The 14171-nt window shown below is 64.6% G+C and carries 11 protein-coding genes; 5 read left to right on the forward strand and 6 right to left on the reverse strand.

The features are described from left to right. Nucleotides 1–179 precede the first annotated feature (179 nt). Nucleotides 180–1622, reverse strand: a complete 1443-nt coding sequence (locus AC07VH_RS22015; protein ID WP_494789218.1) for an IgA Peptidase M64 — start codon at nt 1620–1622, stop codon at nt 180–182. A gap of 202 nt (nt 1623–1824) precedes the next feature. On the opposite strand from AC07VH_RS22015, the gene AC07VH_RS22020 reads away from it, so the two are divergent. Next, nucleotides 1825–2427 carry a TetR/AcrR family transcriptional regulator gene (locus AC07VH_RS22020; protein WP_494789219.1) on the forward strand — a complete coding sequence of 201 codons (603 nt, stop codon included), beginning with the start codon at nt 1825–1827 and terminating at the stop codon, nt 2425–2427. Between the two features lie 8 nt (nt 2428–2435). Continuing rightward, a complete protein-coding gene (locus tag AC07VH_RS22025; RefSeq protein ID WP_494789220.1) occupies nt 2436–3620 on the forward strand; it encodes a DUF418 domain-containing protein in 1185 nt (394 codons plus the stop codon). Between the two features lie 8 nt (nt 3621–3628). Here the strand turns inward: AC07VH_RS22025 and AC07VH_RS22030 are convergent, their stop codons facing one another. From AC07VH_RS22030 to AC07VH_RS22040, 3 genes are all read right to left on the reverse strand, one after another. Continuing rightward, on the reverse strand, nt 3629–4882 hold the full coding sequence (locus AC07VH_RS22030; protein ID WP_475416052.1) for a cyanophycinase: 1254 nt from the start codon (nt 4880–4882) through the stop codon (nt 3629–3631). Between the two features lie 142 nt (nt 4883–5024). Then, the gene (locus AC07VH_RS22035; RefSeq protein WP_494789221.1) at nt 5025–7784 is read right to left on the reverse strand and encodes a TonB-dependent receptor; all 2760 of its coding nucleotides are present in this window, start codon (nt 7782–7784) and stop codon (nt 5025–5027) included. A 32-nt stretch (nt 7785–7816) separates the two neighbouring features. Further along, nucleotides 7817–8818, reverse strand: a complete 1002-nt coding sequence (locus tag AC07VH_RS22040) for a MurR/RpiR family transcriptional regulator (protein WP_494789222.1) — start codon at nt 8816–8818, stop codon at nt 7817–7819. 200 nt (nt 8819–9018) lie between these two features. Here AC07VH_RS22040 and AC07VH_RS22045 point away from each other — a divergent pair, with 200 nt between their 5' ends. Both AC07VH_RS22045 and AC07VH_RS22050 read left to right on the forward strand, forming a co-directional pair. Further along, a complete protein-coding gene (locus AC07VH_RS22045; protein WP_494789223.1) occupies nt 9019–10155 on the forward strand; it encodes a succinylglutamate desuccinylase/aspartoacylase family protein in 1137 nt (378 codons plus the stop codon). Between the two features lie 18 nt (nt 10156–10173). Beyond that, entirely contained in the window at nt 10174–11562 is a 1389-nt protein-coding gene (locus AC07VH_RS22050; protein WP_475416048.1) for a YfcC family protein, read from the forward strand. A gap of 24 nt (nt 11563–11586) precedes the next feature. Here AC07VH_RS22050 and AC07VH_RS22055 read toward each other — a convergent pair whose 3' ends face one another. Beyond that, nucleotides 11587–12012: a GNAT family N-acetyltransferase gene (locus AC07VH_RS22055; RefSeq protein WP_494789224.1), complete on the reverse strand. Its 426-nt coding sequence runs from the start codon at nt 12010–12012 to the stop codon at nt 11587–11589. A 165-nt stretch (nt 12013–12177) separates the two neighbouring features. Further along, nucleotides 12178–12375, reverse strand: a complete 198-nt coding sequence (locus AC07VH_RS22060) for a hypothetical protein (protein ID WP_494789225.1) — start codon at nt 12373–12375, stop codon at nt 12178–12180. Between the two features lie 265 nt (nt 12376–12640). Between AC07VH_RS22060 and argH the strand changes: the two genes are divergently transcribed. Next, nucleotides 12641–14038 (forward strand): argininosuccinate lyase, encoded by a 1398-nt coding sequence (gene argH, locus AC07VH_RS22065; RefSeq protein WP_475416045.1) that lies wholly within the window; start codon nt 12641–12643, stop codon nt 14036–14038. Nucleotides 14039–14171: the final 133 nt, after the last annotated feature.

The raw sequence follows: 14171 nt of genomic DNA on the forward strand, positions 1-14171 counted from the left end.
GATAATACTACCGGGCTGGCGGGAAGAAAAGGGAGCATGCCGGCGCCAATGCCGATTGTCTGGAAAACAAGCAGCGCCGGACGATGGCACAAGGCCGGCAATGGGAAGGATAGGACAGGGGGCCATGTTATTGCGATGCAACATGGCCCGCCATGCTTACGAAAACGACATGAACGGCATTATTGGCGCGGCGCCGGGGCGCCACGCGAATACAGGTCGATGATGGTGCTGATGCCATCCTGGCAGACGGAACAAAACGTCTCGCTGCGGTCGAACATGATGCATTGCATCTCGGGCCGGTAGTAGCCGGACGATTCGTAGTTCGCGCCTTCGAAGGCGCCCACCGCATGGCGCTGCGGCGCCTTCGAGAACAGTTGCTGCGTGTACGCCAGGTCGGCCTTGAACAAGCCGCTCATCTCGCTTTCCGGGCGGTTGGCAGCGCGCAGGGCCGCGCGCTGCTTCTGGTATTCGCGCGCATGGCTGTCGTACGCTTCCTTCGGCCAGGGCGTCGGCAGCGGCGTGCCCGCCTTGACGTGGCTCTTCCATTTCAGCTTGGCCGGATCGCGCAGCGCCGTGGCGTTCGGCTCCCACGGCTCCTGCCGCTCGCCGTTCGACTGGTAGGCCACGGGCGAAGTGTAGTACTCGTCGGCCAGGCCGGCGAAATGGTGGCCGAATTCATGCACGAACAGGTAATTGGCCCAGTCGTTGTTCGCCGCCGCCGTGCTGAACTGGCCGAAGATGCCGCCGCCGCCGTAGGTGTCGTTATTGACGAGGATTTCGATGAATTCATACGGCGCGTACTGCGCCAGGTCGCGCAGCGCGCGGTTGTCCGTCGTCAGCACATAGCGCTCGCTGCCGAAGATGTCGTAGCGCGTGCCCAGCGGCGAGGCGTGATGCACGCCCGTCGATGGACGCGACACGCCCGATTCCTGCGTCGGCGCGGCCATGGCCCACACGTTGAAGTCATTGGCCCGCTCGCGAAATGGCGAGACCGTAAACAGGTGCTCGGCCAATTTGCGCGCCGTCGCCTCGAACTTGCCCATTTCGGCCGCCGTGTAGCCGTCACCCATGATCAGCAGGTCGACCTTGCCGGACGAGGGCCCTTCGACACGGATCGGGATCGGCTTGACGGGCGCCGGCGGCTGCTTGCGGATCACGTCCTGCGCGGCAGGATCGACATCGGTGCTCCACACAACGGAAAACAGGCCGCGTTCGTCGCGCTTGAGGATGCGCACGCGCACGGGGTGCTCGGGCTGCGGGAAGCGCACGGATTCCTGGAAGGCGCGCGTGGTGGTTTTCGCTTCATCGGTGCTGGCCCACTCGCCGAAGATGGTGGAAAAGCCGCGCGAGTACAGCACCTTGCCCGACTTGATGTCGACCACTTCCAGCATATTGTTGCCGCGGTTGCTGTCGTCGATGGGGCGCGCCAGGTTGCCGGGCCATGGCAGGGGCTCGACCAGCACGCGTTCGACCGCATAGTGCTCGCCCAGCGCATTGCCGCTGTGCTGGTAGTCGAGGCGCATGGTGGCCGGCAGCGGGGCATTATCGGCCTGCGCGGCGGGAACCATGCCGGTGGCCAGCGCCAGCGCGCACAGAAGGGATCGGATCGGGGTCTGCTGCATCTCATTCCTAACACGGTAGAAAAACGGGTAAAAGAAGCGGTTTTCCGAACAAACAGCGGCGCCAGCGGCGGGCATGGAAAAATCCGGTGCGGCACATTGTAGCGACAGGAATCGGCACTGCAAAGCACCCAGCTTGACCGCGCCACGCAATCGCTTTATATTAGACTGACTAATCGATTAAATAAAAGGAGAGCCAACCACCATGCGCACCATCGATCCGGGCAAACACGCGGCGCGCCGCGACGCCATCCTCGCCGCCGCGCGCCACTGCTTCGCGCGCAAGGGCTTTCACCAGACCAGCACCGCCGCCATCTGCGCGCAAGCGGGCATGAGTCCCGGCAACCTGTTTCACTATTTCCCCACCAAGCAAGCCATCATCGCCGCCATCGTCGACCAGGAAGGCAGCGAGACGGCCACCTATTTCGCCGGCGTGCAAAGCAGCGCCGATGCGTACGGCGCCCTGCTTGATTTCATGGACCTGGTGCTGACGCTGGCGGCCGACGGGGACTTTGCGGGGCTGGCGCTGGACATTGCCGCCGAGGCGATGCGCGACACGGACATCGCGGCCAGGGTGGCGCGCAACGACGCCAGCCTGCGCGGCGGCCTGCAAACCTTGCTGGCAGAGGCGGCCGCACAGGGCCAGATCGACGCCGCGCTGGACGCCGCGCAAACGGCCGGCTGGATCGCCGCGCTGATCGACGGCATCTTCAACCGGGTCGCCGTCGATCCCGATTACGCGCCGCTGGCGCAGCGCGCCAGCCTGCACCTGCTGCTGGCGCGCTTCCTGCGCCCGGCCCTGGCATGAGCGCCGCCATGCCAACCCCGCCCGCGCGCATCGCCGACGTCGACGCCCTGCGCGGCTGCGCCCTGTTCGGCATCCTGGCCGTCAATATCGGCGCCTTCGCCACGCCCTGGTTCGGCCTGGGCTTGACCGATCCCGCCTTTCACGGCGGCGTCGACCGCGCCACGCATTTTCTCGTCGCGCTGCTGTTCGAGACCAAGTTCTACCTGCTGTTTTCCTTCCTGTTCGGCTACAGCTTCACCTTGCAGATGCAGGCGGCCGCGCGCGCCGATGCGCCATTCGTGCCGCGCATGCTGCGCCGGCAGGCGGGCCTGTGGCTGATCGGCGCCCTGCATGCCGTGATCCTGTTTCATGGCGACATACTCACCACCTACGCCGTGCTGGGCATCGTGCTGCTGGCGCTGCACCGCTGCGGCGAACGCCAGGCGCTGTTCCTGGCCTTGATCCTTGTCGCCGTCTGCGCCGCGTTCTGGGCAGGCATGGCCTGGCTGCAAAGCCTGCAGCCGGCGGGCGACGCGGCGGACAACGCCGTGGCGATGGCGCAAAAGGCGGCAACGGCGCTGGCCGCCTACCATGCCACGCCGGCAACAGTCATCGTGCAGCACCTGCGCGAACTGAGCGACATCTGGATCGTCCTGCTGCTGGTGCAGGCGCCGTGCGCGCTGGCCATGTTCCTGTGCGGCCTGGCCGCCGGCAAGCGCGAGATGCTGCTGCACGCGGCCGACTATCTGCCGCTGCGCCGCCGCCTGCTGCGGGCCGGCGCGCTGGCGGGATTGCCCGGTGCCGCCTTGTATGCGTGGACCTCCGTGTATGGCGCCAGCCAGGCATGGCAGGTGGCGGGACTGGCCGTCGGCCTGGCGAGCGCGCCGCTGCTGGCCGGCGCCTACCTGGCATTGGCGCTGGCCCTGTTCGAGCGCCTGCGCGACGTCACGCTGTTTGCGCTGCTGGCCGACACGGGCCGCATGGCCCTGTCGAACTACCTGCTGCAGTCAACCGTCTGCGCCTGGCTGTTCCTCGCGTATGGCGCGCGCTTGATGGGCAGCGTCTCGCCGCTGGGCGCCCTGGCGCTGGCCGTCATCATCTTCAGCCTGCAGCTGCCGTTGAGCCGCTGGTGGCTGCGCGGCCACGCGTACGGCCCCGTCGAGTGGCTGCTGCGGGCCTTGACGATCGCCGCGTGGCCGCGCTGGCGGCGGTAGCGCGCCGCCTACTTGTAGCGGTACAGCGGCTGGCGCAGCTGGATCGGGCGGATGTCGAGGCGCAGTTTCAGCACCGAATACGCCTCCGCCTCGGTCGAGCTGTAGCCGACGCTGTTGACCGTTTTACTGAAGCGGAACTCGAAGCCCAGGTCCGGGTACGGGTCGCGCGGATTGCCGAAGGCGATGCCGATGGCTTCCTGCTGCGCGTTGTCGATCAGGTTGCCCATCAGGTCGAGCACGGCGTTGTTGCCGAGGATATCGTTGGTAAACACGGGCTCGCGCATGTCGGGCTGGTTCGGATCGAGCTTGTTGTCGGCCTTGTCGGGCGAGGGCGTAAACACGCGCGTGACGAGGTTGAACTTGTCACCCCGGTCCAGGTAGCTGATGGCCGCGTTGCTAATATTAAAATTTTTCACGCCGCGGTCGCTGATGGCGCCCGACAGGTCGATCAGCAGGGCGCCGCTGTAGCCGATCACTTCCACGTCGCGCATGGCGTCGACCACCATGGCGCTGTTTTCATCGATGCCCAGTCCCAGGTGATAGCCTTTTTTCAGCATCACGGGAATCATGCGCGCGAAACGGCCGCGCACCAGCAGATGCTGGTCGACGAAGACGTCGCTGCCGATGAAGCCCAGGCCCGGCGCGATCTCGCGGCCATCCGTGACGCCCATTTTCAGCATGTCGAGCACGGGTTTGGCATCGTAGAACATGGTGGTGCTCATGATGGCCGCGCCGGCGCTGGAGCCGGCGATCACGCCGCCGTTGCGGTAGACCGACCAGATGGCTTCCAGCGCGGCCGTGCGGCTGCCGTCCGGACGCAGCAACGCTTGCGTGATGCGCCCCTGGTCGCCGCCGGCGAAATAGATGCCGGTGGCCGACTTGATCTGCGTGACGATGGCCGGATCTTCGGCCGCCTTGCGGTAGTCGCGATTGGCCAGCTTGACGGCCAGCGGCACAAAAAAGGCGTCCGCGCCATATTGATTGAGCTTCCTGATGATGCTTTCACCGGATTTTTCCGGGTTCATCGCGGCCGAGGCCAGCACGGCGATGCGCGCGCCTGGACCGCCCGACAACTTGACGATGCGCTGCCACACTTCGGCATTGTCGGCGCGCAGGCCGCCGCCGATGATGACGAGGGTGCCCTGCGGCGCGCTGCCGATGGCGCTGCCGCCGGGCGCGGCCACGGCATGGAAGCTGCACAATGCCAGCGCGAACAGCAGCGCGGCGCAAAAGGTGTGATACCGGCTTGAGAATGATTTCATGGTGCCTTTCGAATACAAGGAAAGGGGCGCGCGCTTGTGATACGGGCACGCGCCCTTGCTGCCAAAATTGCTGCTTGCAACCAACTGCGATACTACCCGCTGCGTGTGACAGCGGTATTGCGGCATCTCCTGCTTTTTTGCCTTATTTGAAGCTGTAATTGGCGCTGGCATAGAAGCGCCGGCCGCGCGGGTCCGCGTAGCTGGGGTCATAGCCGGACAGGAAAAAATAGGCCTGGTTCGAGTACGGCGGACTGGTATTGAACAGATTCTGTATGCCGGCGCGCAGCTTGAACTGCTGGCTGACCGCATACGCGCCCGACATGTCCCACAGCGTGTACGCCTTCACGCGGTTCGGCTTGACCACGCTGCCATCGTCCGTGTTGATGGCCGAATTCTGGTCCTCGTAGCCGCTCGAATACGTGTTCGACAGGCTGGCCGAATACGGGCCATTGTCCCAGTCGAGGGTGATCGTGTGGCGCCAGCGCTGCACCACGCCGTCCGTGATAAACTTGTTCAGATTGCTGATGAAGACATCGCCGGGGCTGGTCTGGATCTTCGAATCGAGCACATAGGTGCCGCTCAGGTGGCCGCCAAAGCGCCCCCACGCCGTTTTCACGCCGTGCAGGTCGGCCGTGATATCGATGCCCGAGGCTTTTTGCGCGCCGCGGTTTTCCTTGCGCAGCTCGATGTAGCGGATTTCATTGTCTTCGTCGCGGTGCACGAGGTTGCCGTACTTGGACAGATTGGCCAGGATGATGTCGTCGCCGATCTCGCTGATCAGGTCCGTGCGCCGGATGTTCCAATAGTCGGCACTGAAGGTCCAGTGCTGGCTGGGTTCGAGCACCACGCCGGCCGTGAACTGGCGGCTGCGCTCCGGTTTCAGCTTGTCGTTGCTGTAGCGGCGCGTACGCCAGTTGTCGGCGCAGACGGAGTAGTCGTTGTTCTCGGCTTCGCAGTACACGGGATCGGGCAGGGTCGCCGTCTGGCTATAGACGGTGGGCCGATGCAGGTCCGACATCGACGGCGCGCGGAAACCCTTGCCGGCCGAGGCGCGCAGCAGCACCTGCTTGCTGGGCAGGTAGGTCAGGCCGACCTTCGGACTGAGGGCGCCGCCCACCTGCTGGTAATGGTCATAACGGCCGGACAGCTGCGCCTGCCATTGCTTGCTAAACGGCAGCAGCAATTCGCCGTAGATGGCCTTTACATTGCGGCTGTCGCTGGTGGCCACGCCGCCTTCGGGCGCGTCATCATTGGTGATGTTACCGCTCATTAGCAATGCAGATGGCCGGAAATCCGTGCGCTCGCGCCGCATTTCGCCGCCCACCGCCAACGCCATGTCGCCGCCGCCCATGGACATCAAGGCACGCGACACCTTGAAATCGAGCGCCTCCATGACGCCGCGCGCGTGCCGCACTTCGTCGTTGACCTGGATGCTCTCGAGCAACGCCTTACCCGCCGCACTGGAGGGGCCGAAGGGATTGATGGTGCCATCCGTGATGCCCTTTTGTAGCTGGTCGGCCAGGAGGTAGCCGTGCGTGTCCTTGTCCCTGACCACATTGACACTGTGATTCAAGCCCACGTCGTAGTCCCAGCCGCCCACGGTGCCGGTGGCGCCCACCACGTAACGCTGGCTTTCGCTGGTCAATTCGCTGGTGCGCATGCCCGCTTCGTTCAGGCGGATGCGCAGGGCCAGCGTGCCGGTCAACCCGGCAGCGTTCAGCTGCGGCACCATGCTGGCGTCGATTTCGCCATCCGGCCGCGCTGTCGATCCCACGTAATAGCTGCGCGAACGGCTCAACGCCACCTCCGCATACAATTGGTGATCGTTATTCAGTTTCAGCACGCCGCGCGTGAGCAGGTTCTGCTTGTCCGTTTTCGGATACAGCTCGGTGTCGCCCATGTAGTTATAGGTACACGCATCGACGCCGCCCGTGCCAGCCGGCAGGTACACATTGGCCGGTCCGCTGCAGCCTGGAATCGACAGATTAATCAGGCGATTCGTGATCGGCTGGCCATTGAGCAGGAAGCCCTGCTCCTGCAGGTAGTCGCGCTGGTCGCTGGAGAGGCGGATATTTGCCGGACTGGTGTAACTGGACAGCAAATGGCCGAGGCGTTCCGGCACCTGCAGGTGCGGAATGAACTTGCGCTGCGAGGTGCTCAGACGGTCGGTTTTTTGCAGGTCGGCCACGGCAAAGATATTGTAGCCATCGGCCGCCAGGTCGCCCGTGCCGGCCGTGATGCTGGCCGTGCGCTTGCCCGCGCCGCCTTCGTCGGTGCGGCTGCCGTAGGCGTTCAGCTCCACGCCCTGGTAATCCTTGCGCGTAATGAAATTGATCACGCCGCCGATGGCGTCCGTGCCGTACAGGGCCGAGGCGCCGTCGAGCAGCACTTCCACGCGCTGCAGGGCGGCGGCGGGAATGTTATTCAGGTCCACGCCCGCATCGTCGCCGGGCGAGGCAAAGTTGGCCATGCGCCGGCCATTGAGCAGCACCAGGGTCGACGAGGTGCCCACGCCGCGCAGGTTGGCGCTGTTGAAGCCGCGCTGGTCGCCGCCCACGTTGATGCTGACGCCGTCCGTCAGGCCGCCCACGTTGGCCGACACGCGCGCCATCAGCTCGGCCGCCGTCGTCACGCCCGCCTTGTCGATCTCGGCACGCGTGATGATCTGCACGGGCAGCGCCGTCTCCGACTCCAGCCGCTTGATGGCCGACCCCGTGATTTCCACGCGCTGCATTTTTTTCGGCGCCGGCTCCACGTCCGGCCCCTGCTCCTGCGCCTGCGCGCCGCCGGCCAGCATGCCCAGCGCCGCCGACACGCTCAAGGCGCCCAGCGCCAGCCGCACGCCTTGCGCCAATACCGATTCGCGCGGCACGGCGCCGCCGTCCTGTCTTTTCATCTGCATTGTCATTCTCCCCGGATGTTTATGCCTGATTTTTATAATGATTTTGGGACTGCCTTGCGTTGCCTTGAAGCTGTTTTCCGGGCCCCCTGCACGCCATGTTCGCCGCCATACAGATAGGCGGAGATGACTTCGCTCAAGCGGGCCGCTTTTTCTACGTTCTTCCTGTTCGATACCATCAGCGCCACGGCCAGCGCTTCGATCATCGCCAGCGCCGTGCTGGCGCTGCTGGGTAAAACGGGATGCGTGCTTTGCGCATACAGCGCATGGTCGGCCAGTTCGGCCAGGGGTGACGCGGGCGAGTCGGTGAGCGCCACGATGCAGGCGCCGCGGTCGCGCGCGAAACTGGCCAGGCCGATGCAGTCGAGCGTGTAGCGGGGGAACGAGATCACCACCAGGACGTCCTGCGCCGTCAGGTTGACCAGGTGACCGGCCGCCACTTCCGAGCCGCCGATGCCCACCACTTCCACCACGTGCGGGCAAAACGGCTGCAGATGCTGCACCAGCATGCCCGCCAGGTTGGCCGACAGGCCAAAACCCATCACGTACACGACCTTGGCGCGCGTCAGGCGGCGCACCACGGCCAGCATGGCGGGCGGCGACAGGGCATCGGACGTGGCGGCGATGTTCGCGGCTGCATACTCCAGGCTTTCCGTGATCGGCGAGGTGGCGCGCGCGCGCCGTTCTATCGTGCGGCGCAGTTTGTCGACCGGCTGCAGCAGCGATTGCAGGGTTTCGGCCATGGCGCCGCGCATGGCCGAATAATTCTTCTGGCCGATGTCGCGCGCGAAGCGGCTGATGGTGGCCGTCGACACCTGGCAGCTGTCGGCCAGTTCCTCGATGCCCAGCGCCGTCACGCGCATCTGGTTGCGCAGCAGGTAGTCGGCGATCTGCCGCTGCGAGGCCGAGCCGGCGGCCAGCACGTGCATCAGCGCCTGCCCCAGCGGCGATTGCGCGAACGCGGCGTCGGGCGGCGCCAGCGTGGTGGCAGGTGGCGTGGGGGCGCTGCTTCTGGCAGGACTGGCGGATGCTCTCATATCGCTGGCGGCCTGTGTTCTTGTGTGTGGCGAATGATGGACAGGGAGGCGAAAACGGGTCGCTGGAACTTACTGTACGCATATCAAAAAGAAAACTCAACAAATATTTGTAAAAGGATTTTCATTGATTTACTTCGTGAAAATATTGCTACATAATCGACCGGAATCCATCAACCATGCACCTTTTCGGGGCGCCCACCATGCAAGTACAACAGCATTCCATCTCCACCGCGCACGCCAGCATGTCATGCCAATTGAGCAGCTTCCACTTCGGCAGCGCGGCCGCCACCAGCCGCAGCGGCAAGAAGGTGTACATCCAGGCGGCGCTGCACGCGGACGAGGCGCCGGGCATGCTGGTGTCGCAATTTCTGCGCCGCGAACTGCTGGCGCTGGAAGCGGCCGGCAAGGTGCACGGCGAAATCATCCTGGTGCCGGCCGCCAACCCGATCGGCCTGGCGCAAGCCATCCATGGCGCGCCGTTCGGCCGTTTCGACCTGACCACCGGCATCAACTTCAACCGCGCCTACCGCCACGTGGCCGATGAACTGAAAACCACGCTCGATGGCCAGCTGGGGCAGGATGCGCCAGCCAACGTGGCGCTGATACGCGAACATGCGCGCGCCGCCGTCGCCGCCTGGCGGCCGGGCACGGATGCGGAGACGCTGAAGAAAACCCTGCTGGGCATGGCCATCGACGCCGACATCGTGCTCGACCTGCATTGCGATAACGAAGCGGCCCTGCACATTTATACGGGCACGCCGCTGGCGGCGCAGATCGCGCCCCTGTCCGCGCTCCTGGGTGCGCGCGCCGTGCTGCTGGAACTGGCAGCCGGCGAAGAGCCGTTCGACGAAGCCTGCAGCCGCTTGTGGTGGGATCTCGACGCGCACTTCCAGGGCCGCTATCCGATTCCCGCCGCCTGCCTGTCGACCACCGTCGAATTGCGCGGCGAGGTGGAGGTGAGCTACGCCCTGGCCGAACGCGACGCCGCCGCCCTGCTGCGCTTTCTCGCCATCGAGGGCGTGCTGGACATCGCCGGCGCCGGCGACGACCTGCCCGCGCCGCAATGCACGCCGACGCCGCTGGCCGGCGTGGAACCCATCCTCGCGCCGCATCACGGCGTGCTGGTCTACCTGCGCGAAATGGGCGACGTATTGGCCGCCGGCGATGCCGTGGCCGACCTGATCGACCCCGTCAGCGGCGAGACGACGACCTTGCGCTGCACGGTCGCCGGTGTCTTTTTTGCGCGCAGCGCCCACCGCCACGTCCTGCGCGGCATGAACGTCGGCAAGGTCGCCGGTGCCGTCGCCTTCCGCGGCGGCAGCCTGCTGAGCCAATAAGTGTCACAAAAAAGCGCCATGAGAACATTCAAGCTCCCCAATACCTTCGTCCTGCTGTGCGGCATCCTGGCCATGATCGCCCTGGCGACCTGGCTGGTGCCGGGCGGGAAATTCGACACCCAGCTGGTCAACGGCAAGCAGCTGATCATCCCCGGCACGTTTCATTACGTAGCCAACAAGCCGCAGGGACTGGCCGCGCTGATGATGGCGCCCATCAAGGGCTTCGTCGACGCCAGCCTGATCATCGGCTTCGTGCTGATCGTCGGCGGCGCCTTCGCCGTGCTGCAAAAAACGGAAGCCTTCGATTCGCTGATCAAGGCCATCGCCAAGGCGCACACCAGTTCGCGCTTCGTGCGCGCTGCCATCATCCCCGTCTTTTTTACGATGTTTTCGCTGGGCGGCGCCACCTTCGGCATGAACGAGGAAGCGATTCCCTTCATCCTGATCTTCGTGCCGCTGGCCCTGGCCCTGGGCTACGACACCATCACGGGCGTGTCGATTCCCTTCATCGGCTCGCAGGTGGGCTTTTCCGCCGCCTTTTTGAATCCGTTCAACGTCGGCATCGCGCAAGGCATCGCCGGCGTGCCGATCTTTTCCGGCATCGGCTACCGCCTGATCGTGTGGGCCATCGCCACTGCCGTCAGCATCGTGTTTTTGATGTGGTACGCGGCGCGCATCAAGCGCCATCCGGAAAAAAGCCCGACCTACCTGCTCGATATCGAAAAGCGCAGCGAGCATTCGATGGACCTGGACAGCTTTGCCGGCATGACGCGCACGCACCGCGCCGTGCTGTGGATTTTCATGGCGACCTTGCTGACGATGGTCGTCGGCGTCGTCAGGTACGACTGGTTCATCGATGAAATCGCCGCCCTGTTCCTGGTGATGGCCATCATCGTCGGCCTGGTCGGCCGGCTCGACATGGACAGCCTGGTCGCATCCTTCGTGCAGGGCGCGCGCGACATGGTCAGCGTGGCGCTGGTCATCGCGCTGGCGCGCGGCACCATGATCCTGGCGCGCGACGCGCAGATCATCGACACCATACTGCATGCATTGACGCCCCTGGTGGCCTCGTCGAGCCCCGTCTTCGCCGCGCAAAAGATGTTCTTCATGCAGTCGGTGATCAACTTCTTCATCCACTCGGGCAGCGGCCAGGCGGCGCTGACCATGCCCATCATGGCGCCGCTAGCCGACCTGGTCGGCGTGACGCGGCAGACGGCCATCCTGGCCTTCCAGTTCGGCGAATTCACCACGCCGATGATCCCCACGTCCGGCATCACCGTCGGCGTGCTGGCACTGGCGCGCGTGCCCTGGATTACGTGGGCCAAGTGGATGATCCCGCTGCAGCTGATCTACCTGGTGCTGGCGCTGCTGCTTTTGATTCCGCCCTGCCTGATGCACTGGCAGTGAGCGCCAGCCTGGCGGCTCAGGCAATCAACGCTGGTAGATATCGGGCACATACCGCTCCATCAGCGTCTCCGGCCTGAGCGGCGCCGTAAAGCCGTAGCGCGCATACAAATCATGCGCCGTGCTGGTGGCCAGCATGAAACGGCGCAAGCCCTGCAAGCCGGGATGCGCCGTCACGGCCGCCATCAGGCGCTGGCTGTAGCCACGGCCGCGGTATTCTTCCAGCACATACACGTCGACCAGATAGGCAAACGTGGCGTAGTCGGTGACCACGCGGGCGAACGCCACCTGACGGCCGTCCAGCGTGCCGCCAAAGCAGAGCGAATGGTCGATCGCGCGCTGTACGGTAGCCAACGGGATGCCGATGGCCCATGTCGATTGCGTGCTGAGAAAATGGTGGATGGCTGGAACGTCGAGTTCCGCCTTGTCGGTGCTGATCATCAAATGTGACATCGCGCTGGCCCTGCTATCGTTGAAAAACACGATCATCGGCCTTTTTGCCGCGGCTGTCACCAGGGCTGGATAGAACCGGGGGCGCCGCCCGTTCTGCCTGTCCGTGATGCGGTGTTGCTGTTTGCTGCCGGTGCTTCTTGTACTGCCTGCATGGCACTGCCGCGCTTACAGGGCGGCTTTTTCTTCGGCGCTCAAGCGCTTGGCGCTGACGTACACGGTGTGCATGGTGGTGTGATCGGCGCTGGCGGCGATGGCGGCGGGCGCGGCGCGGAACTTCGGCACGGCGGCGGTGGCCAGGCTGGTGGCGGCGGCGACGGCGATGATGGCAACGAAGATGGCTTCCATGTTTTTAGCGATGTTCATGATGGTGTCCTTTGGGTGGCTGGTTGTGTGTTGCGATGATTGAACTGTAGGCCGATCCCCCCTGAACTGCCATCGGATTGCGACCAAACGCACGATTCGCGGGACAGAATACAAAAAGCGCGGATGAAACGCACAACAGGCCGTCGCCGTGGCATTTGAGGCCTGCCAGCCCCATTCCCGGCCATTTCAGCGCCCTGCAAGCCCCTAAAAGCCCTACCGCCGGCCAACCTTGTTTATAATCGCCCTACACTAAAGGACTTCTTTCATGACTGATCAATTCTCCAAAAAGGGCGAAGCCTGGTCGGCCCGGTTTTCCGAACCGGTCTCGGACCTCGTCAAGCGCTACACAGCTTCTGTATTTTTTGACAAGCGCCTGGCGCTGTTCGACATCGAAGGTTCGCTGGCCCATGCGGAAATGCTGCATGCGCAAGCCATCATCAGCCCGGCCGACTACGCGGAAATCCAGCGCGGCATGGCGCAAATCTCGCAGGAAATCGCCGCCGGCCAGTTCGAATGGCTGCTGGACCTGGAAGATGTCCACCTGAATATCGAAAAACGCCTGACCGAACTGGTCGGCGATGCGGGCAAGCGCCTGCACACGGGCCGTTCGCGCAACGACCAGGTGGCCACCGACATCCGCCTGTACGTGCGTTCCGCCATCGACGACATCACCGCCCTGCTGGCGACGTTGCGCAGCGCGCTGACGGACCTGGCCGAGCAGCATGCCGACACCATCATGCCGGGCTTTACCCACATGCAGGTGGCCCAGCCGATCACCTTCGGCCACCACATGCTGGCGTACGTCGAAATGTTCGGCCGCGACGCCGAGCGCATGGCCGACTGCCGCAAGCGCGTCAACCGCCTGCCGCTGGGCGCCGCCGCCCTGGCCGGCACCACCTTCCCCATCGACCGCCTGCGCGTGGCCAAGACGCTGGGCTTCGACGACGTCTGCCACAACTCGCTCGACGCCGTCTCGGACCGCGACTTCGCCATCGAATTTTGCGCCGCCTCCGCCGTGCTGATGATGCACGTGTCGCGCATGGCCGAAGAACTGGTGATCTGGATGAGCCCACGCATCGGCTTCATCGACATCGCCGACCGCTTCTGCACCGGCTCGTCGATCATGCCGCAAAAGAAGAACCCGGACGTGCCGGAACTGGCGCGTGGCAAGACGGGCCGCGTCTACGGCCATCTGATCGGCCTCTTGACCCTGATGAAAGGCCAGCCGCTGGCCTACAACAAGGACAACCAGGAAGACAAGGAACCGCTGTTCGATACGGTCGATACCGTCATCGACACCTTGCGCATCTTCGCCGACATGGCCGGCGGCATCACGGTAAAACCGGAAGCGATGCGCGCGGCCGCCCTGCAAGGCTACGCGACGGCGACCGACCTGGCCGACTACCTGGTCAAGAAAGGCTTGCCATTCCGCGACGCCCATGAAGCGGTGGCCCTGGCCGTGCGCGCCTGCGTCGACGCCGGCTGCGACCTGGCCGACCTGTCTTTGGAACAGCTGCGCGCCTTCTCGCCGCTGACCGGTGAAGACGTCTTCGAGGTGCTGACCCTGGAAGGTTCCGTTGCCGCGCGCGACCACGTGGGCGGCACCGCGCCACGCCAGGTACGCGCCGCGATCGCCCGCGTGCGTACGCAGCTGGAAAAATAGAACCGGCGCTTGCCGGCAAGCGCCCCGCTGCAGCGATGCAGCGGGGCGTTTTTCATGGCTATGTCACCGTCAGATGTGGGAATGCTCCGAGTGTTGCCTTCAATAATGTTTCCGGCGAACGGATACGCCCGGC

This window comes from Janthinobacterium sp. GW821-FHT03C10 (assembly GCF_059420865.1).